Here is a 21109-nt window from a genome sequence, read left to right as displayed (position 1 = left end):
TCACTTTAATAGTTTCCTCATAGATTAATAGAGACTTGCGAGGTAAAGAGGGGGCAAAAAGATGTTTCACTTTCCAATGACTAAAATGGTTCGCAAGTACACAGCAAAGCTTGATCGAACAACTCGAGATGAAATATTTTCTTTCTACAAAGCATTTAGATGGATGCCGTGCTTTTTGCAAAAAAGCTATGAACGTCATTTACGCAAAAATAAGAAACTAAATGTTATCTTCTCTTTTCATAAAGAAGCTGAAGATGGGGCAAAAGATATTGAAAGTGTTCTTCAGAAACATAAAAAATGCCGTATGGGAGAAGGTTTTAATGTTAGCAACTACTGCGTAGCAGAGCTAACGCCATATGCGCTCGAAGAAGTATTAGAAACATGTTCATGTGTAAAAAAAGTTCATTTCAACCGGTCGTTTCAAGCTTTACTAGACAAAGCAGTTCCAGCCTCACGTGCTAAAAACGTTATGAAAAGCGGCAAGGACCTTACAGGGGAAGGGATTAATGTAGCTGTCTTAGATACTGGCGTTTATTCGCACGTTGACTTAGATGGAAGAATTATCGCTTTTAAAGATGTGATTAACAATCGTACAAAACCTTATGATGATAACGGTCATGGTACGCATTGTGCAGGTGACGTTGCCGGAAATGGGCAAGTATCAAACGGACGTTATAAGGGACCGGCTCCGAAAGCTAATATTATAGGGGTAAAAGTATTAGATCGTGAGGGAAATGGGTCTCTTGAAAGTGTTATGAGAGGAATTGAATGGTGTATTTTATACAACAAGCACCATCAGCATGCACCTATTCATATAATGTCTCTTTCACTTGGAAGCAAAGCTATTCGCTACAAGGAAGAAGAGGAAGATCCTGTTGTTCATCTTGTGAATGAGGCTTGGCGAAACGGAATCGTTGTAGTGGCAGCAGCTGGGAATAGCGGTCCAGCGTTATCTACAATTGATTCGCCAGGAGTTAGTAGCACAATTATTACAGTGGGAGCTTCGGATCATCAAAATACGGAAAATACAGTAGAAGACGATACAGTTGCTCCATTTTTTAGTCGCGGACCAACGGTTTATGGAGTAGAAAAACCAGATATTTTAGCACCAGGAGTTAATGTTATTTCATTGCGCTCTCCAAATTCCATAATCGATCGTAATGAACCGGAAAATCGAATTGGTAGTGGATATTTCTCTTTATCAGGAACTTCGATGGCAACGCCTATTTGTGCCGGTGTTATTGCTCTCATCCTACAAAGTAATCCATCGTTAACGCCAAACGAAGTTAAAGCTCTTCTTAAAGAAGGAGCAGACCTCTTAAGGGAAGACCAAAATATTTATGATTATGGTTTTGTGAATGGGGAAAAAGCAATCGCGGATGCATAATGATTACAATTACTCAGGAGGCATGTCATGCTTCTTGAGTTTTTTTTATACATAGAGGATTTTTTTATAGAGAGACCGAAAGTAGTAAGAAGGGAACATTGCTAAAACTTTTAATAAAAGGAGAGGGGAAAATGATCAACACGGCTCTTACAGAAATATTTCGAATCGAATTTCCAATTATTCAAGCAGGAATGGCCGGTAAAGTTACAAATGCCAAACTTGTCTCCTCTGTTTGTCACGGCGGTGGACTAGGTACGCTTGGGGCAGGGTATATGTCTCCAGAAATGATTCGCTACCACATCGGCGAGATAAGAAAATTAACAACGCGTCCTTTTGCAGTTAATTTACTTATTCAAGATGACGAATATAATAAAGAAATGTTTGAAGAAGGAAAGAAACGTTTAGCGCCTTATTATAAACAGTTTAATATTAATATGAATGAAGTTGTTCTTCCTTCCTATACGTGGCGTGATCAGCTTAACGTATTGATCGAAGAACAAGTAGAGATTTTTAGCTTTGCTTTTGGGGTGCCAGATGAATCTACTTTAAAATATATTCGCTCTAAAGGAATTAAAACGATTGGAACAGCAACAAGTGTAAAAGAAGCTTGTTTTCTTGAGGAAATTGGTATTGATGCAGTGGTTGCTCAAGGTTTGGAAGCGGGAGGTCATAGAGGTGGCTTTTTTGAAAGCGATCCTCTTGTTGGTTCACTAGCTTTAATTCCCCAAATCGTTGATCATCTTCAAATTCCTGTTATTGCAGCAGGGGGGATTATGGATGGAAGAGGCGTTGTAGCAGCATTTAGTCTTGGGGCAAGTGGCGTACAGCTTGGAACGGCTTTTTTAAGCACCTTTGAAAGTGAAGCTCATCCAAAGCATAAGGAGGCTCTCTTCTCTTCAACGGAAAGCAGTACGGAATTAACGACCGCTTTTTCTGGAAAGTTGGCGCGTGGCCTAACAAATAAGCTTATGAAAGAACTTTCAGAAGACCTCTCTTCTATTGCACCATATCCTTTACAGCATTATTTAACAGCGCCAATTCGGCAAAAAGCCACTTTAGTCAACGATGAAAAGTATATGGGAATGTGGGGCGGACAAGGGAGTCGCTACTGTCGTTTGAAGTCTGCACACAGCGTTGTGCGAGATATTATTCGTGAAACAAATGAAACGATCAAACAGCTTTCCCGTCATTCTTCCCTATCTTAAAAAGAATGCTTCTAAGCATTCTTTTTTTTGTTCAATTCTCTTTACATTTGCTACTATAAACAAAGAGAGATAGGAGAGTGAATAATGTGTACTTTGGAGTAAATTTAGAGAGTGATTATGTAAAGCTTTGGCAAGATGGAATGAAAAATTGGGAGAATGAGATGCCAAAGCGGATGATAGATGATAAGTTAGAAGAAAAGTTTTGGAATGCGTTCTTGGAAAAAGGAAAACATAAAGAAAAGAAAAAGCCGTTTGTAGAAGATATCGTTCGCGAGGTCCTTCTGCACGTTAAATCAAGCGATACAGTAGCGGAGATCGGTCCTGGTTGGGGAACCTATACTTTCCCTATTGCAAAGCGTGCTAAAGCTTTAACATGTGTAGATAGCTCAGCAGCGATGATCTCTTATTTGAAAGAAAGAGCAGAAAAAGAACAGCTCAATAATATGAATTTCATTCACGGGAAATGGGAAGAAAAACGACTAGAGCAGAATTATGATGTTGTATTTGGATTCAATTGTTTTTATCGTACTCATGATATAGATAAGGCACTTTTCAAAATGAACAATACGGCAAGTCGTCTAGCTATCGTTGGAATGACGAGCGGTCCTGAACAAAGACACTATCGGGAAATTGAAAAAAAGCTTGGGTATACAATTCGCTATGCGCGACGTGATTATATTATGTTACAAAACATTTTATATCAACTTGGAATTGATGCAAACTGTCAGCTAATTGATTTGGCTAATACATACTGCTTTAATACATATGAAGAAGCTTTCTCATTTTTAACAAGCAAGATTATGACAGAAGAACGGGACGAAATGAAATTGGCTTCTATTATTGATAAATATCTCGAAGAAAAAGATGGCCATTTCTATTATGTTCACCCTTTTAAAGCAGCACTCCTTTATTGGAAACCAGAACCACTCTTTTAATCACTTCGTATAGTTTTTTTATTCGCACAAATACTAAGAGAAATAAGATCAAGGAGTGCGTTATCATGAAAAGGGTATTTCTAGGGACTTTTCTTCTCTTCGTATTATGTGCGTGTAATCAAGACAAACAGTATCCAAATCTATTTTACATAAAAGACGGATATGTTGGATGGGTGGAAGTGGAATATAATAAAGAAGGGGCTTTCCCGACGAGTAAGGAAGGAACCTATAACGTGCTATGGGTTGATGAAAATGGAAAAGCTGAAACAGAAGAGCCCCCGCCAGAGCAAGGATGGACAAACAACCGGTATTATTACTTCGCTGAAAATGGTGATCGGAAAGAGCTTAAACTGAGTGAAAAAATCCACGGTGCAACGACAACGAAAAAAAATAATGAAGAAAAAGCGATTGAATATTTTTTTGTTGGAAATGAAAAGCAATTTGAGGATCAAAAAGGGGAATATAAAAGAGAAGGAAAACAGTAGCGTCCAGACGTTACTGTTCTTCTTTTTGTAGTTCTTTTTGTGTAGAGGCTATGCGCACAAGTTCTGCTAGTTTTTCGTTTCGCTCTTCATCAAGTTGCTGTTTGCGGTTAAGAAATAAGATACCGACAATAAGCCCATATACACAAAGACCATAAAGTAAAATTTTAAATACAAAGTAAGCAATACTAAACAAGCTTAAGGCCAAACAACTCATCCTTTCAAGGGGATAATATAAAAAAGTATAGCAAAGAAAAAGAGAGAATGCGAACCTCCCCATCTATTACAAAAGAACGGGAAGGTTAGAAAAGGTGAAACTAAATAACATACTAAATCGTTATAGAAGTTATAATATGTAATGAAAATTTTAAAAAACATACACGATGACAAAAAAAGATACTTTAATTTTACAATAAATGGGCTTTATTTCGGTTTTTTTAATAAAAAAATCGTTAAAAAGACCGTTGTTTTTTAATGTGTAGGCCAAATGTGTCGAAAAATGTAACTTAATTGTAATATTTAGATTTTACGTTTGTAATAATTGATTGCTAGAATGGGAGGCGGTGAAGAAAATATTAGTAATGGAGGATAACTTTTATGAAAAAGTTAATATATTCTGTAGTACTTGGTTCGACAATCTCGGCAGCAGTAGCAACAGCGCCAAACAGTGCAGATGCAGCGCTAGGTGACGGACTTTTAAAACAAGGTATGAACAATTCTGACGTAAAAGATTTACAGCAACAGCTGAAAAATAAAGGCTATTTTAAGCTTGGTTATACAACTACATATTTTGGAACAATTACCAAAGATGCATTGAAAAACTTTCAGCGTGCAAATGGCCTAGCAGCAGACGGAATTGCTGGAAAGAATACATATCGTGTATTACTTAACAATTCTACTTCTTCAAGTTCAGGAACAGTTTCATCTAGTACTCTTTTAAAATATGGAATGAGTAGCCCGCAAGTTAAGCAGCTTCAGTCTGCCTTAAAACAAAAAGGCTATTTCAACTTTGGATATACAACAAACTACTATGGTTCAATTACAAGAGATGCTGTTATAAAGTTTCAACGTGCAAATGGCCTAGCAGCAGACGGAATTGCTGGACCAAAAACATTAGCGAAGCTTAACGGAAGTTCTGTATCAGCGGGTTCTTCAGGTTCTGGAGTATCTACAAGCACAACATTAAGACTTGGAATGAGCAGTCCACAAGTACAGCAACTTCAGTCTGCTCTGAAGAAAAAAGGTTATTTCACATATAGTCGTACAACAAACTATTATGGCACAATTACAAGAGATGCTGTTATGAAATTCCAACGTGCGGCAGGTCTTGCAGTAGACGGAATTGCTGGACCAAAAACACTAGCAGCATTGAACGGAAATACGCCTGTTGCTGAGTCTAAGCCATCACAAGGAAGCGGTTCAACATCGTCATCACAAACGACACAAAAGATTATTTCTATTGCAAAATCACTTCGCGGAGTTCCATATGTATGGGGAGGAACATCAACAAGCGGATTTGACTGCAGTGGGTTTATTCAGTATGTATTTAATAAAGCTGGTGGACCAAGCCTTCCACGTACAGTTGCGGCTATGTATGACAGAGGTACGTCTGTTTCATCGCCAAAAGTTGGGGATCTTGTGTTCTTTGAAACATACAAGCCAGGCGCATCACATGCAGGTATCTATCTAGGAAACAGTCAATTCATTCACGCTGGTTCTTCAACAGGTGTAACAATTTCATCTCTTCACAACACATATTGGGCACCTCGTTACCTTGGTGCTAAAACATATTAATTCTTAAATCCCTGCTAGTAGATTAGCAGGGATTTTTAATACTTTTTATGCTTTTTCATTGCAACATAATTTTAATCGTAATATGATGAAAAAGCATAAAAAATTTACAGAAAAGTGATGGAAAACAAGGAGGCACGTTTTTATGGCTATTCTAGATGTAACTGTTATTCCAGTAGGCACAAGTACGCCAAGCGTAAGCCAATACGTAGCAGACATTCACAAAGTATTAAAGCGGCACGAAGGAAAAGTAAAAGTACAGCTAACACCTATGAGTACACTCATTGAAGGTGATTTAGACGACTTGTTTGAGGTTGTGAAAGAAATGCATGAGCTTCCTTTCTCTAAAGGACTTGACCGCGTATGTACAAATATTCGCATCGACGATCGTCGAGACCTTAAACATACGATGGAGCGCAAGATAGAGGCAGTAGAAACAAAAATTCAATAAACAACATGCCTACACAAAATAAAGGTGCCAAGCATAGCATAAAATATCACTTTTATTTTTAGGGAAACTTTTTTTAAAAAGCGCTTGACGAATGATAGAAAATGGTTCTATAATACAAATCAAACATATCAAATGTTTTCAAAACAATCGAAATTTAAAAAACCAAATAGATGTTTAAATGCAATGACAGGACAATAGTAGCATTGATCTCCCTGTTCTTCAGAGAGCTGATGGTTGGTGAAAATCAGTACAAAGAACAATGTGAAGTACGCCCCTCGAGCAGCTTTTCAGACATCTTGTACGTTACAAGATGAAAGGGAAGTCGGTTTAACCGTTATCTCAATGAAGTGATGAATGTTGAATATGAGACATTTATTAAAATAGGGTGGTACCGCGATAAAATCGTCCCTACTGATTATTTAATCAGTAGGGACTTTTTGTATAAAAAGAGATGAAAACTTCTTTTTAGCGGCCTTTTATCATACACTATTTTCGAAATGTTTCAAAAAATTCGATATTCATAATTAGGGTGGTACCGCGATAAAATCGTCCCTACTGGCATGGAATCAGTAGGGGCTTTTTTTATAGATTCAAACATCTTTTTTAAAAAAATGAGAACAGTAAACTTAGGAGGAATAAATATGACAAAGCCAACTTTAGAAACATTACGTAAAGGAATCGACGAAATTAACTTAGAGATTTTAGAGCTTCTTAACAAACGTGGAGAAATTGCTAAAGAAATTGGAAAATTAAAAGAAATGCAAGGAACAAAGCGTTTTGACCCTGTTCGTGAACGCGAATCTCTGAATGCTATCTTAGCAAAACACGAGGGTCCATTTGAAGCATCAACTATTCAACATATTTTCAAAGAAATCTTCAAAGCAAGCCTTGAACTTCAAGAAGACGACCATAGCAAAGCACTACTTGTATCTCGTAAAAATAAAGTAGAAGACACAATCGTTGACTTGAAAGGTGAAAAAATTGGAGACGGTAACCTTAACTTCATCATGGGACCTTGTGCTGTTGAATCATACGATCAAGTACGAACAGTTGCAGAGGCTATGAAAGCTCAAGGAATTCGCCTTCTTCGCGGTGGAGCGTTCAAACCAAGAACATCTCCATACGACTTCCAAGGTCTTGGTATTGACGGTCTAAAAATCCTTCGTCAAGTAGCAGACGAGCTAGACATGGTAGTTGTTAGCGAAATCGTAAATCCAGCTCATATCGAAATGGCAACAGAATACGTTGACGTGATTCAAATTGGTGCACGTAACATGCAAAACTTCGAGCTTTTAAAAGCAGCTGGTTCTGTTGATAAAGCGGTTCTTCTAAAACGCGGTCTAGCAGCAACAATCTCTGAATTTGTAAATGCAGCAGAATACGTTATGTCACGTGGAAACACAAACATCATTCTTTGTGAGCGTGGAATCCGCACATACGAAAAAGCAACACGTAATACATTAGATATTTCAGCTGTACCAATCTTAAAGAAAGAAACACACTTACCTGTTGTTGTTGATGTAACACATTCAACTGGTCGTCGTGATCTATTACTTCCATGCGCGAAAGCAGCGATTGCAATTGGTGCAGATGCTGTAATGGCAGAGGTTCATCCAGATCCAGCGGTAGCTTTAAGTGACTCAGCACAGCAAATGGATATTCCAGAATTCCAAGCTTTCATTAAAGAACTAAAAGGTCAACCAGCTCAAACAAAATAGAATAATAATGTTTTTACAAAAAAAACCTTTCTTTTTACAAAAAAGTTGTAGAAAGAAAGGTTTTTTTCTTGTTTTGTAACCTTTTTGTAACAAATTTATTATTTTATTTGTTATAGTAATAATGTTATTGTCAATTTATAGCTAAAATTATCCAAAAAAAGACATATTCTAAATGCAACAAACCATAACTATAGAATATACTTAGTTCTTCTTATTTTTATAGAAAGAAATAAGGAAAGTGTTTTATATAAAAGTGTTTGGTTTTTATGGAGAAGGAGTAGGGAGGAACCGCTATGTGTGGATTTGTAGGACATATTAAAAAAAATGCGGATTTTGAAAATATAAAAGAAGATGTATTCAAAGGAATGGTGGAAAAGATCTTTCACCGCGGCCCAGATGATGTAGGTATTTATGAAGATCAATATGTACAGCTTGGTTTTCGCCGCTTAAGCATTCTTGATGTAGAAAAAGCTGGTCAGCCTCTTTCATACGATAATAACCGTTATCAGCTTATATTTAATGGAGAAATTTATAACTACATAGAACTGCGTCAAGAATTACTTGCTAAAGGTTATACGTTCAAAACAGATGGAGACTCTGAAGTTCTTCTCGCTCTTTATTGTGAAGAAGGAAGAAAAATGGTTTCAAAATTAAGAGGAATGTTTGCGTTTTTAATTTGGGATACAAAAACAAAAACGGTTTTTGGTGCACGTGATCCTTTCGGTATTAAGCCGCTTTATGTTGCTCAAACAGAGAACGAAATCTTTTTAGCATCAGAAACAAAATCGATTAAAGAAGTTGTGCCGGGAGACCATGATTTAAGTGCTCAAGCTCTTCAGCATTATTTAAGCTTTCAATATGTACCAGAGCCTTACACTCTTTGGGATGCGGTGAAAAAAGTAGAGCCTGGGTATTGTTTTTATCAAGATTTAGAGTCTGATAAAGAATTGAAGTTTGAACGTTATTTCAAACCAACTCTACATCCTATTCAAAAGGAAGAAAACGAATGGATTAAAGAGATTCAGCATGTGCTAGAAGACTCAGTGAATATTCATATGCGAAGTGATGTTCCAGTAGGGTCTTTCCTTTCGGGTGGGATTGATTCGTCCTTTGTCGTATCACTTGCTAAACGTTACCATAATAATCTTAAGACTTTCTCTGTGGGATTCCAAACAGATGGCTATAGCGAGCTTGATGTAGCAGGAGAAACGGCTCAGGCGCTTGGTGTAGAAAATATTCAAAAAGTCATTACAGCAGAGGAGTTCATGGAAGAGCTACCGAAAATTGTGTGGCATCTTGATGACCCGCTTGCAGATCCTGCAGCGATTCCTTTATACTTTGTTGCCAAAGAGGCGGCAAAGCAAGTGACAGTTGTTTTATCTGGAGAAGGAGCAGACGAGCTTTTCGGTGGATACAATATTTATTGCGAACCGGATTCCTTAAAAATGTTTCAAAACATTCCCTCTCCGCTAAAGAAAGCTCTTGGAAAAATGAGCAATATGTTACCTGACGGCGTCAAAGGGAAGAGCTTTTTACAACGAGGAACAATTCCACTTGAAGATCGCTATATTGGAAATGCTAAAATGTTTGAAGAAGAAGAAAAAGAACGTTTTTATCATCTTCAGCATAAAGGAGTCCATTATACTGATATTACGGCTCCTTTCTATGCACAAGCAGTTCAGTATGATCCAGTAGGAACAATGCAGTATGTTGATATGAATACATGGCTAAGAGGCGATATTCTATTAAAAGCGGATAAAATGACAATGGCTAATTCCCTTGAACTACGCGTTCCGTTTTTAGATCGTCGTGTTTTTGAAGTCGCTTCAAGAATTCCAAAAAACATGAAAATAAAAGACGGAACCACAAAATATATTTTACGAAAAGCTGCGAGAGGGATTGTACCTGATCATGTTTTAGATCGTCGTAAATTAGGATTCCCAGTGCCAATTCGAGTATGGTTAAAAGATGAATTGTACGATTGGGCGTTTAAACTTATTACAGAAAGTGATGTTGATCACTTATTTGATAAGAAAGAACTTACTGCACTATTAAGTCAGCATGCAGCAAATAAAGGTGACTATAGCCGAAAGCTTTGGACAATCTTAATGTTCCTTATGTGGTATAACCAACATACAGGCGTTTCTGAATACAACCCAAAGGAAAAAGATTTAATTATACATTGATTAAAAATCCCCTTCTTATTGAGTAAGAAGGGGATTTTTGAACTAAATTAAATTTTTGTATATACTCATATCCAAAATATGATATAATTTACATGTAATCTTCAAACGCATATGAAACAGTACGCCTCGTGTTGTTTCTGAGCATGGTTAAGGTATGCCCCCTTGATCATAACGTTCCTGTGTGTACAATGTACACACAGGTTTTTTTTATGACCCGCTAGGTTGTTTGAAAATTTCACGCTGTACTTTTAAAACAGCTTGATGAACATGTTTCATAACTTCACGTTCTTTTACTTCTACCACTTTCCATCCTCTTCTTCGAAGCAATGTTGAAAGTTTTTCCTCTTTCTTATCTGGTTTCTTGGCAAGCGTTTGTGGATGGCGGTGAAGAATAATAGCAACTTTGTATTTAGGAATCATAACATCAATCATAAATCGCCCATATGGCTCATTTAAGCGCAAATCGTAGCCGCACATATCCAGCGCCTTACTTAGCTTTTCATGGAGGATATCTGTTTTTTGCTTATTTAGTACATATTCTTGCTCATCAGTTTGAAAAGTAGAGGCAATGATAAAGATAAGCGTACCTGTGACAGTTAAAATGAGGGCAATAACGATGCTCACTATAAAGATGTGTTCCATATTTAAATCCTTTCTAACGAGTTTCTAAAAGTTTTTCCCATTGTAACCAATGTCATGCGTATATAGTAATGAAGAATTATTGGCAACAATCATATAGGGGAAAATGCAACTTGATTTTGAACTTTGTCATTTGTAAAATAACGAATAGTGGCTATCTTCTTAACACTGCGAAGCTACCTCACATTGAAGTAAGGATTTAATTGAAAAGACTTTTAGAGAAATTCTTGGACAGAAATGAAACGAAATTATCATTTAATCGTTATTAACAAAGAGAAGGCTTTGATTTTTATACCACAAAAGACTACATATGAAAGAAAAAAGGGGTGTTCCCACCATGTCACATGTTTTAAAAACGGTTTTAACAGGCTGGTTTATTATGGTGATTACATATGGAATTGTTCTGCTTGGCGTTGCTCGTAGCTTAGAAATACTGTACAAAACGCCATTAGATCTTAGTGTAACAACCTCAGTTATTATACTAGGGATGTGTCTGCTTACTGTTCCTTACCTTGTGGCAGGTGTATATGGGCGTTTAAATATGAATGGAGATTTGCAAATTTTTCTTCTCTTTATGATTGTACCTGTTGTACTTGAGCGTGTTTTTATATATGCATTAGGAGCTTTTCTTGCGAAAGATGTTCCTGTTATCGAATTTATTCAATTAGATATTGCTCCTTACTTCACATTTTCGTACATTATAGCAGGTTTAGGAAGTATGGCGATTGCACTTATTGTAGCGAAAACATGGTAGAAACAAGAAGCTCATTTCTTTTCAGAAGTGAGCTTTTTTTAATAAGAAAGGAATGCCACAATGAAAATAAAACGGAATAGCATTTATATTATACTTATGATAATCATTATCTTTTTAGGAATTGAAGTGCGAAAAAAAAGCGCCTATTTTCCGGATATTATAAACTTATACTTGGGTGATATCCTTTGGGCTTTACTTATATTTTTAGGTTTTTCATTTTTAATGGAGAATAAAGAATTAAAAATCGTTATTTTTCTATCTTTATTGTTTTGTTATGGAATTGAAATAAGTCAACTTTATCATGCAGAATGGATTGATGCAGTTAGGAGCACAACGCTCGGTGGATTAGTGCTGGGGTACGGTTTTCTATTCAGTGATTTAGTCTCTTATACAGTTGGAATATTGTTTGGAGCACTGTGCACAGTTCTTCTGAAAAAAAGCTGACGGAAATTCCATCAGCTTAATATTAAAACATCTGAATATTAATATATATCTGTATTATATTAAGAGGAAAAGGAAAGGTGCTTGTAAAGAGTTCTTTTCGGTAAGAAGGTGAGAAAGTGAAAGAATTTCCACTTGTTTATACAAATGTTTGGGATGGCATCATCGCTGTTCCCCTTGTGTTAATTTTGGTGCAAGTTTTAAAAATTCTTTTTTCGATTAAAGGTTCGTATATCCCCACTCTTTCAACAGTTATAGGTCTTATCATTTCTGTTTTTTTTAGTCATCCTCATAGCCTATCAGCAGGAATATTTATGGGTTTTTTTTATGGGAATGGGGCTGTAGGAGTGTACGCCTCTCTAAAAACATCTTTTCAAGCCTTTCAGCGTAAACAGTAAGAACATATCTTTTTTCTCTTAAGAAAATTCGGTAAAATGAAAATATCGAGAATGAGGGGGGAGAAAAAAGTATAAATGAGCAGGAAACCAAAACATATGGTTACAACAAATCGTTTAATAATGAAAGACATGAAAGAAGAGGACGGAGAAATACTTTATAAATACTGGTCAGATCATGAAGTTACAAAGTATATGAATATTACTCCGCTTCATAAAGTAGAACAAGCGAAGGAAATGATTCAATTTTTAACAACGTTAAAAGAAGAAGGAAAGGCAGTGCGATATTCTATCTTTTTAAAGCAAAGCGGGGAGTTAATTGGCACATGTGGTTTCAACTCTATTGACCATGAGAATAGTCGTGTTGAGATTGGCTATGACTTAGGCAAAAATTACTGGGGACATGGGTACATGAGAGAAGCGTTAGCAGCGCTTATAAAAGAAGCTTTTTTCTCTCTTCATATAAATCGAATCGAAGCAAAAGTAGAAGTGGAAAATGAAAATTCTATTAAAGCGCTTTCTAAATTAGCTTTTACTAATGAAGGGCGCTTGCGTCAGTATGAATGCTCTAAAGGAGAACTTATTGATGTTTATATGTTTTCTCTTTTAAAGGAAGAGTTTCATAAATTAGAAGAAAGCTAATGCCGATTTAATATACAGTACAGGTATAGGAAAAGGAGGTAAGCTGTTTTGTAAAAGGTACCGTTTTTAAAGTTCAAAACGTTATAGAACAGCGGATATTAATGTTCAATGAACAAGAAAAGAAAGCTTTATATGATGTGATTTATAAGCGGAGAGATGTACGAACGTTTTTGTCAAAAAGCATTCCATCAGATGTGTTGCAAAGAGTATTAGAAGCGGGACATCACGCTCCCTCTGTTGGATTTATGCAGCCGTGGAACTTTATCTTAGTGAAGGATGGTGATCTTAAGAAAAAGCTAGCATGGGCAGCAGAAAAAGAAAGAAAAGCACTCTCTATCCATTATGAAGGAGAGAAAGCAAATCAGTTTTTAGAATTAAAAGTAGAAGGAATTAAGGAAGCTCCTGTAACAATATGCGTAACATGTGATCCAACAAGAGGAGGTTCGCATGTTTTAGGGAGAAATTCAATTCCGGAAACGGATATTTTATCAACGGCATGTGCTATACAAAATATGTGGCTCGCATCTTGTGCAGAAGGTCTTGCACTTGGATGGGTAAGCTTTTATAAAAAAAATGATGTGAGAGATATTTTATCTATTCCTCCACATGTTGATCCAGTTGCCCTTTTATCCATTGGATATACAGAAGATTATCCGTCTTCTCCCATTTTAGAAGAAGCAAAATGGGAAAAACGAAGGGAACTTGATGGATTAATCTTTGAAGATACATGGGGGAACAAGCAATAAAAAGCTGCAGATCTTCTTATCTGCAGTTTTTTTATCAAAATCTTTAAAACCAAGTTGACAAATGAGGATTATGGGATATATAGTATATATAATCTTACTGAATATGATGAGACTGATTGGAAAACCAAAGGTCCTTTGAAATGATATGCATCATTTCGAAGGACCTTTTTTGTCAAAAAAGGAGAGAAAAAATGAGAAAGTTATTTATCTTTGCAATTGTTGGTTTTTTTGCTCAATTAATTGATGGTTCACTTGGAATGGGATACGGGGCAACATCTTCATCTCTTTTATTAACATTTGGAATTGCGCCTGCTGTTGCTTCAGCTTCCATTCATTTATCTGAAATCGCAACAACGGCAGCTTCAGGTGTTTCACATTACAAATTTGGAAATGTGGATAAAAAGGTATTGTGGAAGTTAATGATTCCAGGAGCGATTAGCGCTTTTATTGGAGCTGCGTTTTTAAGCAGCTTGCCTGGAGACGTTATGAAGCCTTTTGTTTCGATTTTCTTAACAGCGCTTGGTTTTTACATCTTATTTCGCTTTTTATTTAAATGGAATCCTTCACAGGCTAATAAAGGGGAAAAGGAACTAAAAACGCCGTTTTACATTGTTTTAGGATCTATTGCAGGGTTCTTTGATGCGATTGGCGGAGGAGGATGGGGGCCTATTAATACACCTGTTCTTCTAGCACGCAAAGGAGCTGTTCCGCGAAGAGTCATTGGAACAGTTGATACGAGTGAGTTTGCTACAACAGTGGCAGCTTCGGCTGGTTTCTTGCTTTTTTTAGGAACTGAAAGCTTAAACTGGTTGTTAATTCTTGCTTTTGTTATTGGCGGAGTACTAGCTGCTCCTTTAGCCGCGTGGCTTATTAAAATCTTACCATCTTACTTGCTTGGTGTTTTTATTGGCGGATTTATTATTCTAACAAATGCCAATACGCTTCTGTCGTCTTTTAATGTTGGAGGAGATAAGATTCTAGGATTTTATATCGTCTTGTTTATTGGGTGGGCCGCCGCTATTTTCTACGCGGTTCGCAATAAAGTACGTTTAAGCAAGCAAGATGTTTCAGAAACGTTGTAATTTTAATCAATAGATGGTGTTGGAACAGGTAGGCTTTCTTGGATATCTAAAAAAACGTCTGCTGGAGATGCGTTGTCTTCTCCAGCACCAGCTATTTCTCGATTAATAATAGTTGGAGCAATCCGAGCACAGTTCCCAAAATTAATAATAGCGCCGCTGGCAACATTTTGAATTGTTACGTGCGATGAAAAAGTCATACATACGCTCCTTTCTTTTTTGTATTCTATGATATTTAAAGAGGATTTGTACGGGCTAAAAGAGGGAGTTCTATAAAACGCCAAGGTTTGAAATCATAGAAAGCGGTTATAGTAACAGTAGAGTTACTACATAAAATAGTTAAGGAGTGAAATGAAATGGAAGCATTATACGTTGCAGAAGCTACTTCACGAGGTGGACGAGAAGGGCATGTTACAACCTCAGACGGCACACTTGATTTAAACATTACATCTCCAAAAGGCTTAGGTGGAAAAGGTGGAGACGGCACAAATCCAGAACAACTTTTTGCAGCAGGTTATGCCGCTTGCTTTGAAAGTGCGCTACAGCTTGTTTTAAACAAAGAACGAATCAAAGCAGAGAGCACAGAAATTACGTCGCACGTCTCAATTGGGAAAGACCCTGAAGACGGTGGATTCAAACTGGAAGTTGAATTAGTTGGACATGTTGAAGGTGTTGAACGTGACAAAGTACAGGAGCTTTTAGAGAAAGCTCACGGAGTTTGTCCATATTCAAAAGCAACGCGAGGAAATATTGAAGTTACGGTAAAAGCAAAATAAAAATAGACAAGTAGCGTGATAGGAGGGCTCAGTTCCTATCACGCTTTTTTTTATCCAATCCAACTATTACATATGAATTTCTACGCATGAAAGAGAGGGGTTCCCTATATACATAGGATAAGGACAAGTTCAGATAAGCAACGTTGTCAAAACGTCTCGTAGTGGATGCTCTATTGTTCACTTGCTAGAGATCCTAAATAAAGGGGAACGGATAATGAATAGTTTTTTAAAGTCAGCGTTAATTCTAACTTTGGCCGCTTTTTTAGGCGAACTTATTGAATTTTTAACAAATATGGTTCTAGCACGTGAGCTCGGTAAAGAAGGAATGGGGATGTACATGTCTGTGTTGCCTATCGTTTTTTTAGTTGTCACAATTGCAACGATAGAGCTTCCAATTTCGATTTCGAAGTTTTTGGCAGAACATAACCAAAAAGAGCATCGCAACATGATGAAGCATGCAACATGGTTTGCAACAGGAATTATTGCTTCTGTTATGGCTGTTTGGTTTCTTGTGATTACCTTTATACCGTTTTTTAACCATTATCATCCGTACATCGGTTGGGTTGTGCTTGTATTTATCCCCATTGTTTCTTATTCATCAATTTTACGCGGCTACTTTATGGGCGTTGATAATATGAGCGCTATTGCTGTTTCAAATTTTGTTAGAAAATCCATTCAGCTTACTCTTCTTTTCTTAGTATTTAGATCATTTCATTTTGAAGATCATGGCACAGCTCTCCTTGTGGCCATTTGTGCTCTTGTAGCAAGTGAAGCAGTTGTATTTACTTACTTCTTGATTACATATGTAATGCAAACAAACGTAATTTCAAGAGGTTATCGATTTTCGTATACGGGAAAAGAAGTAAGAAAAAGACTTTTGTCCGTTTCTCTGCCAACAACAGGACTGCATCTTTTCTCCGCATCAGCTGGAGCCATTCAGCCGTTTTTAATTAAGAAAAGTTTGATGTTAAGCGGAATGACCTCTTCCATTGCAACAGGTCATTACGGTATGCTTGCAGGAGTTGCTATGACGATTGGGTTCTTTCCAGCTTTTATCGCTCATTCTCTTCTTGTAGCCTTAATACCAGCTGTTTCTCAAGCGCAAGCTGCAGGTGACCGTGATAAGCTAAGCTCGCTATTACAGCAAAGTTTACGAATTACGTTTTTATACGGAATTCCCGCGATTCTCATTATGAACATTTTTGCTGAGCCTATTACAAATCTCTTTTTTCATTCAAGTGAAGCTGCTTTCTATTTAAGAGCGCTTTGGCCATGTTTTTTACTTCATTTCTTTGTAATCCCAATGAGAGCTTATTTAATTGGGTTAGGGCTTATGAAAGATGCCTTGTATCATACAATATGGGTTCATGTTATTTCCTTTTCACTTATTTTTCTCCTCGCTTCTCAGCGAGAATGGGGAGTAAGTGGTGTTATTTTAGCAATGAATGCAGAAACACTTCTGCTTACGCTTCTGCACTATTTCACCATTTGTAAACGAATTGGTTTGCCGATTTTATTTTTTATGAAGCGACCACTAACAAAATTATGAAAAATATAGTTTGAGCATTGTATTAAAAGGGAGAAGTTTATCTATGCTAAGATAGTAGCAACAAAGAAGAGAGGAAGAGTAAAAGAAATGAATAAAACAATCGAAACAATATTAAATCACCGTTCTATACGAAAGTATAACAATACGCCATTATCAGATGAACAAATTGACGCTTTAGTTCAAAGTGCTCAAGCAGCTTCAACATCTAGTTTTATCCAAGCTTATTCTATTATTGGAGTAAAGGATCCTGCTAAAAAGAAAAAACTTGCTGAGCTTGCAGGAAATCAGCCTTATGTAGAAGAGAATGGCCATCTCTTTGTTTTTTGTGCAGATTTGCATCGTCATGAGATACTTGGCACTATGGAAGAAGTGAAGGTGACAGATTCGTTAGAAAGCACAGAAACATTTATGGTTTCTCTTATTGATGTGGCTCTTGCAGCACAAAACCTTGTAATTGCGGCTGAATCAATGGGGCTTGGCACGTGCTATATTGGCGGCATTCGAAACAATTTAGAAGGCGTTGAAGAAGTACTAGACATCCCGAAACGCGTTATTCCACTTTTTGGCCTAACAGTTGGATATCCAGCGCATGAATCAAGTCAAAAACCACGCTTACCAAAAGCGCACATCTACCATGAAGAGCGCTATGAACAAGATGAAGAAAAATATAAAAAAGAGCTTGAAGCATACAATGAAGTCACCTCATCTTATTATAAAGAGCGCACAGATGGAAAACGTGAAGATACGTGGACAGCTCAAATGGCTAATATGCTTCATACACCAAAACGGACGTATATGAAAGAATATATTGAGAAAAAAGGATTTTCTAATAAGTAAGAGAAAAGAAGCTAGAGGATAGCTTCTTTTCTTATGGAAAAATTTCGATATTTCAGATATTGTTATAATAGATAGAAATAAAGGAGAGGGTTTTATGCAACAGTGGATCAAAGAAGTAGCAAGAGGACAGCGTGGAGCAAAAGACTTGCCTTTTGAAGAGGCAGAGAAAGCGGCACGCGTGATGGCAACTGGTGAGGCAACAGATGTGCAGATTGCTACCTTTTTGACAGGTCAGCGTATTAAGACAGAAACACCAGAAGAACTAGATGCGTTTGTAAAAGTGTATAGAGAAAATAGCGAGCAAATCAAAGTGGATGAAAATATAAGAGAGAAACTTGTAGACTATTCAAGTCCATATGCAGGGCGAAATTCGTTTTTTGCGACAATCCCAGCAAATATATTGTTAGCTTCAAGAGGGATGCCTGTTTGTTTACATAGCAGTGATTCACTTCCTCCAAAATATGGAACAACCATTAAAGAGGTTTTAACAGAGTTAGACATTAAGACAGAGGAAAGTGTCGATGAAATTGCAACGTCATTAGAAAAAGTTAAGATTGGCTTTTATCATACAGAAAAGCTATCACCTCCACTCAAGCGTCTACGCTCAATTCGTAAGGAAATGGGAATTCGTACAACATTCAATACAGTTGAAAAAATGCTGAACTTAGCTCATGCCCCACATATTGTGCTGGGAGCTTTTCATCGAACAGCTATTAATAAAATTTTGCCTGTTTTTAAAACACTCGATGTGAAAAAAGCAGTTGTTGTGCAAGGAATAGAAGGATCAGATGATTTAGCTGTTCATCGTAATAGCTTTGTTTTTCAAATCCAAGATGGACAAGAGTCTTCTTTTATTGTAAGTCCAAAAGAGTATGATCTTTATCTTTCTGAAGAAGAGTTTGTGAAAAAACGTTCATTACAAAATCAAGTTGAAACAATAGAGAGCGTCCTAAGAGGAGAAAAGAGTGATCTTTATGCTTATAATCAAGTTGTGCTAAATACAGCTCTTCGTCTCTATCTCTTTGGCTATGAATCTTCTATTGCAGACGGCGTTGCCTGGGCAAGAAATGCCTTGGAGCGTAGAGTAGGTCAGGAAGTGCTTGAGGAGTGGAGAAGCACCTTATAAGAAACGAGCCTTTTATAAGGCTCGTTTCTTATAAGGTTTGACGAGAGGACTTTTAACGCATACAATCAGAAGGAAGATGGATGAAGAAGGGATGAAAATACGGTTGCATGCATTGGCTAGAAAAAAAGCAAGGACGTTTTTAATATTAGGCTTTTCCGTCCTATTTTTGCTTTTTACAATTACATTTGCTGTGATGATAGGGTCTGTCTCCTTATCACCACTTTTAGTATGGAAAATTATCTTTTCACATATGCCTTATATAAATCATTACATAGACGGATCAGGATCACTTGCTCAATCTGCCATCATTTGGCAAATTAGGCTTCCGCGTGTTTTATTAGCTTGTATTGTTGGGGCAGGACTTTCAATTGCAGGAGCTGCGGTTCAAGCACTTGTGAAAAATTCAATCGCAGATCCATACATACTTGGAGTATCGTCAGGAGCTTCTGTTGGAGCGACGCTTGTTATTACAGCAGGCGCTTTTTCTATTTTAGGCATTTATGCTCTTTCAATTGCGGCTTTTGGTGGCGCGCTTTTATCTGTGTTAGGAGTGTTTTTTCTTGCTCAAGTACGAGGAAGAATTTCTACAGTTCGACTCCTTTTAAGCGGGGTTGCTGTATCAATGATTTTAACAGCGCTCACAAACTTTATTGTTTTATCTGCACCAAATGCAGAAGGAGCAAAAAGCGCCCTCTTTTGGATGATTGGCAGTTTAACAGGGGCAAGGTGGGACTATTTATTCGTTCCTTTTGCTGTCTTTTGTTTTATATTTTTATTTTTATGGTCTCAATACCGAACTCTTAATATTTTATTGACTGGGGAAGAGTCAGCCGTAACACTAGGGATCAACATTCATATGTTTCGCAAGCTTTTAATTATTGCAACAGCTCTTCTAACAGGTGTGATTGTCTCTGTGAGTGGAGCCATTGGATTTGTAGGACTTATGATTCCTCATATTGTTCGTCTTTTTGTTGGTTCTAATTACAAATATGTGATTCCATTTAGCGCACTGTGGGGCGCCATCTTTTTAATATGGGCCGATGTATTAGCACGCACGGTGATTTCTCCGCAAGAACTGCCAATTGGAATTATTACGGCTCTTGTTGGAGGTCCGTTTTTTATTTGGCTACTGAGAAAAAGTACGTATGCTTTTGGAGGAGAGTAAATGATTAGCATTGAACATGTAACAACGCTTATTGGAAATCAGCTTATTATAGATGATGTTTCTCTCTCTGCTGAAAAAAAACAGTTTGTTGGGATTATTGGACCAAATGGAAGCGGGAAATCTACGCTTCTCAAAAATATTTACAGAGTATTGCCGCTATCAAGTGGGAAGGTAATGATTAACGGCCATGACTTTTTGAAAATGAAGCCAAAGGAAGCTGCAAAACAGCTAGCCGTTGTTAGCCAAGAAACACCGGTTACATTTGATTTTTCGGTAAAAGAAATGGTTTTAATGGGCAGAGCACCATATAAGAGGATGTTTGATTTTGATCATTCAAAAGACGACGAGCTTGCCCTAGAAATGTTGAAAAAGGTAGGTATGGAAACGTTCATTAATCGAAACTTTTTGACGCTTTCAGGAGGAGAAAAACAGCGCGTTATCATTGCGAGAGCTCTTATTCAACAAGGAGCCGTCCTTATACTAGACGAACCAACAAACCATCTTGATATTCATCATCAGCTTCATATTATGGATGCTGTAAAAGATACTAATATGACGGTTATCGCCGCTCTGCATGATTTGAATATTGCTTCTATGTACTGTGATTATCTCTTTGTAATGAGAGAAGGAAAGATATTTGCACAAGGAAGACCTGAAGACGTGCTAAATGAAACATTGTTAAGAGAGGTCTTTGAAGTTGAAACGATCATACATCAACATGAAACGTTAGGAAAACCACATATTACGTTTTTACCAAATCGTTTTGTGAAAAGACAAGGATGAAGAGCAGTATATAAGCAGGGTT

At 37.1% G+C, this 21109-nt stretch carries 23 protein-coding genes and 1 other annotated feature; of the genes, 20 read left to right on the top strand and 3 right to left on the bottom strand.

Going from position 1 to position 21109, the window contains the following annotated elements; translation table 11 throughout:
* Positions 1-61: 61 nt before the first annotated feature.
* The 4 genes from ACK3CR_RS18195 to ACK3CR_RS18180 all read left to right on the top strand — a co-directional run bounded on the left by ACK3CR_RS18195 (position 62) and on the right by ACK3CR_RS18180 (position 4012).
* Entirely contained in the window at positions 62-1387 is a 1326-nt protein-coding gene (locus tag ACK3CR_RS18195; RefSeq protein ID WP_488975900.1) for a S8 family peptidase, read from the top strand.
* A gap of 131 nt (positions 1388-1518) precedes the next feature.
* Entirely contained in the window at positions 1519-2592 is a 1074-nt protein-coding gene (locus ACK3CR_RS18190; RefSeq protein ID WP_243519043.1) for an NAD(P)H-dependent flavin oxidoreductase, read from the top strand.
* Between the two features lie 86 nt (positions 2593-2678).
* Positions 2679-3527, top strand: coding sequence for a class I SAM-dependent methyltransferase (locus ACK3CR_RS18185; protein ID WP_243519044.1), 849 nt, complete (start codon positions 2679-2681; stop codon positions 3525-3527).
* Positions 3528-3592: 65 nt separating this feature from the next.
* The gene (locus ACK3CR_RS18180) at positions 3593-4012 is read left to right on the top strand and encodes a DUF6843 domain-containing protein (protein WP_243519045.1); all 420 of its coding nucleotides are present in this window, start codon (positions 3593-3595) and stop codon (positions 4010-4012) included.
* Between the two features lie 10 nt (positions 4013-4022).
* Here the strand turns inward: ACK3CR_RS18180 and ACK3CR_RS18175 are convergent, their stop codons facing one another.
* Entirely contained in the window at positions 4023-4217 is a 195-nt protein-coding gene (locus ACK3CR_RS18175; RefSeq protein ID WP_019392260.1) for a hypothetical protein, read from the bottom strand.
* A 389-nt stretch (positions 4218-4606) separates the two neighbouring features.
* Between ACK3CR_RS18175 and ACK3CR_RS18170 the strand changes: the two genes are divergently transcribed.
* From ACK3CR_RS18170 to asnB, 4 genes are all read left to right on the top strand, one after another.
* On the top strand, positions 4607-5803 hold the full coding sequence (locus ACK3CR_RS18170; protein ID WP_243519046.1) for a C40 family peptidase: 1197 nt from the start codon (positions 4607-4609) through the stop codon (positions 5801-5803).
* A gap of 142 nt (positions 5804-5945) precedes the next feature.
* Entirely contained in the window at positions 5946-6251 is a 306-nt protein-coding gene (locus ACK3CR_RS18165; RefSeq protein ID WP_061805487.1) for an MTH1187 family thiamine-binding protein, read from the top strand.
* Between the two features lie 174 nt (positions 6252-6425).
* Positions 6426-6664, top strand: a binding site (T-box leader).
* Between the two features lie 228 nt (positions 6665-6892).
* Complete coding sequence (locus ACK3CR_RS18160; RefSeq protein ID WP_243519047.1) at positions 6893-7969, top strand: bifunctional 3-deoxy-7-phosphoheptulonate synthase/chorismate mutase; 1077 nt, start codon at positions 6893-6895, stop codon at positions 7967-7969.
* A 293-nt stretch (positions 7970-8262) separates the two neighbouring features.
* Positions 8263-10155 carry an asparagine synthase (glutamine-hydrolyzing) gene (gene asnB, locus ACK3CR_RS18155; protein ID WP_243519049.1) on the top strand — a complete coding sequence of 631 codons (1893 nt, stop codon included), beginning with the start codon at positions 8263-8265 and terminating at the stop codon, positions 10153-10155.
* 207 nt (positions 10156-10362) lie between these two features.
* Here asnB and ACK3CR_RS18150 read toward each other — a convergent pair whose 3' ends face one another.
* On the bottom strand, positions 10363-10797 hold the full coding sequence (locus tag ACK3CR_RS18150) for a very short patch repair endonuclease (protein WP_243519052.1): 435 nt from the start codon (positions 10795-10797) through the stop codon (positions 10363-10365).
* 334 nt (positions 10798-11131) lie between these two features.
* On the opposite strand from ACK3CR_RS18150, the gene ACK3CR_RS18145 reads away from it, so the two are divergent.
* From ACK3CR_RS18145 to ACK3CR_RS18120, 6 genes are all read left to right on the top strand, one after another.
* On the top strand, positions 11132-11548 hold the full coding sequence (locus ACK3CR_RS18145; protein WP_243519055.1) for a hypothetical protein: 417 nt from the start codon (positions 11132-11134) through the stop codon (positions 11546-11548).
* A 60-nt stretch (positions 11549-11608) separates the two neighbouring features.
* Complete coding sequence (locus tag ACK3CR_RS18140; RefSeq protein ID WP_243519058.1) at positions 11609-11992, top strand: ribosomal maturation YjgA family protein; 384 nt, start codon at positions 11609-11611, stop codon at positions 11990-11992.
* Positions 11993-12108: 116 nt separating this feature from the next.
* Positions 12109-12387 carry a hypothetical protein gene (locus ACK3CR_RS18135; protein ID WP_243519060.1) on the top strand — a complete coding sequence of 93 codons (279 nt, stop codon included), beginning with the start codon at positions 12109-12111 and terminating at the stop codon, positions 12385-12387.
* Positions 12388-12462: 75 nt separating this feature from the next.
* Positions 12463-13026 (top strand): GNAT family N-acetyltransferase, encoded by a 564-nt coding sequence (locus ACK3CR_RS18130; RefSeq protein WP_243519063.1) that lies wholly within the window; start codon positions 12463-12465, stop codon positions 13024-13026.
* A gap of 101 nt (positions 13027-13127) precedes the next feature.
* On the top strand, positions 13128-13772 hold the full coding sequence (bluB, locus tag ACK3CR_RS18125) for a 5,6-dimethylbenzimidazole synthase (RefSeq protein ID WP_243519065.1): 645 nt from the start codon (positions 13128-13130) through the stop codon (positions 13770-13772).
* Positions 13773-13963: 191 nt separating this feature from the next.
* Positions 13964-14854, top strand: coding sequence for a sulfite exporter TauE/SafE family protein (locus tag ACK3CR_RS18120; RefSeq protein ID WP_328122691.1), 891 nt, complete (start codon positions 13964-13966; stop codon positions 14852-14854).
* Positions 14855-14856: 2 nt separating this feature from the next.
* Here ACK3CR_RS18120 and ACK3CR_RS18115 read toward each other — a convergent pair whose 3' ends face one another.
* On the bottom strand, positions 14857-15051 hold the full coding sequence (locus ACK3CR_RS18115; protein WP_019392272.1) for a hypothetical protein: 195 nt from the start codon (positions 15049-15051) through the stop codon (positions 14857-14859).
* Between the two features lie 156 nt (positions 15052-15207).
* On the opposite strand from ACK3CR_RS18115, the gene ACK3CR_RS18110 reads away from it, so the two are divergent.
* The 6 genes from ACK3CR_RS18110 to ACK3CR_RS18085 all read left to right on the top strand — a co-directional run bounded on the left by ACK3CR_RS18110 (position 15208) and on the right by ACK3CR_RS18085 (position 21087).
* Positions 15208-15627 carry an organic hydroperoxide resistance protein gene (locus ACK3CR_RS18110; RefSeq protein ID WP_061804017.1) on the top strand — a complete coding sequence of 140 codons (420 nt, stop codon included), beginning with the start codon at positions 15208-15210 and terminating at the stop codon, positions 15625-15627.
* A gap of 214 nt (positions 15628-15841) precedes the next feature.
* Positions 15842-17176 carry a polysaccharide biosynthesis protein gene (locus ACK3CR_RS18105; RefSeq protein ID WP_243519070.1) on the top strand — a complete coding sequence of 445 codons (1335 nt, stop codon included), beginning with the start codon at positions 15842-15844 and terminating at the stop codon, positions 17174-17176.
* 87 nt (positions 17177-17263) lie between these two features.
* Complete coding sequence (gene nfsA, locus ACK3CR_RS18100; RefSeq protein WP_328122694.1) at positions 17264-18013, top strand: oxygen-insensitive NADPH nitroreductase; 750 nt, start codon at positions 17264-17266, stop codon at positions 18011-18013.
* A gap of 94 nt (positions 18014-18107) precedes the next feature.
* Complete coding sequence (locus tag ACK3CR_RS18095) at positions 18108-19139, top strand: anthranilate phosphoribosyltransferase (protein WP_488975899.1); 1032 nt, start codon at positions 18108-18110, stop codon at positions 19137-19139.
* Between the two features lie 91 nt (positions 19140-19230).
* Positions 19231-20304, top strand: coding sequence for a FecCD family ABC transporter permease (locus ACK3CR_RS18090; protein ID WP_488975898.1), 1074 nt, complete (start codon positions 19231-19233; stop codon positions 20302-20304).
* Complete coding sequence (locus ACK3CR_RS18085; RefSeq protein ID WP_243519078.1) at positions 20305-21087, top strand: ABC transporter ATP-binding protein; 783 nt, start codon at positions 20305-20307, stop codon at positions 21085-21087.
* Positions 21088-21109 lie beyond the last annotated feature (22 nt).

It is taken from the genome of Priestia sp. TRM10 (genome assembly GCF_057808375.1).
This window is presented reverse-complemented; position numbering and strand designations above follow the sequence as displayed.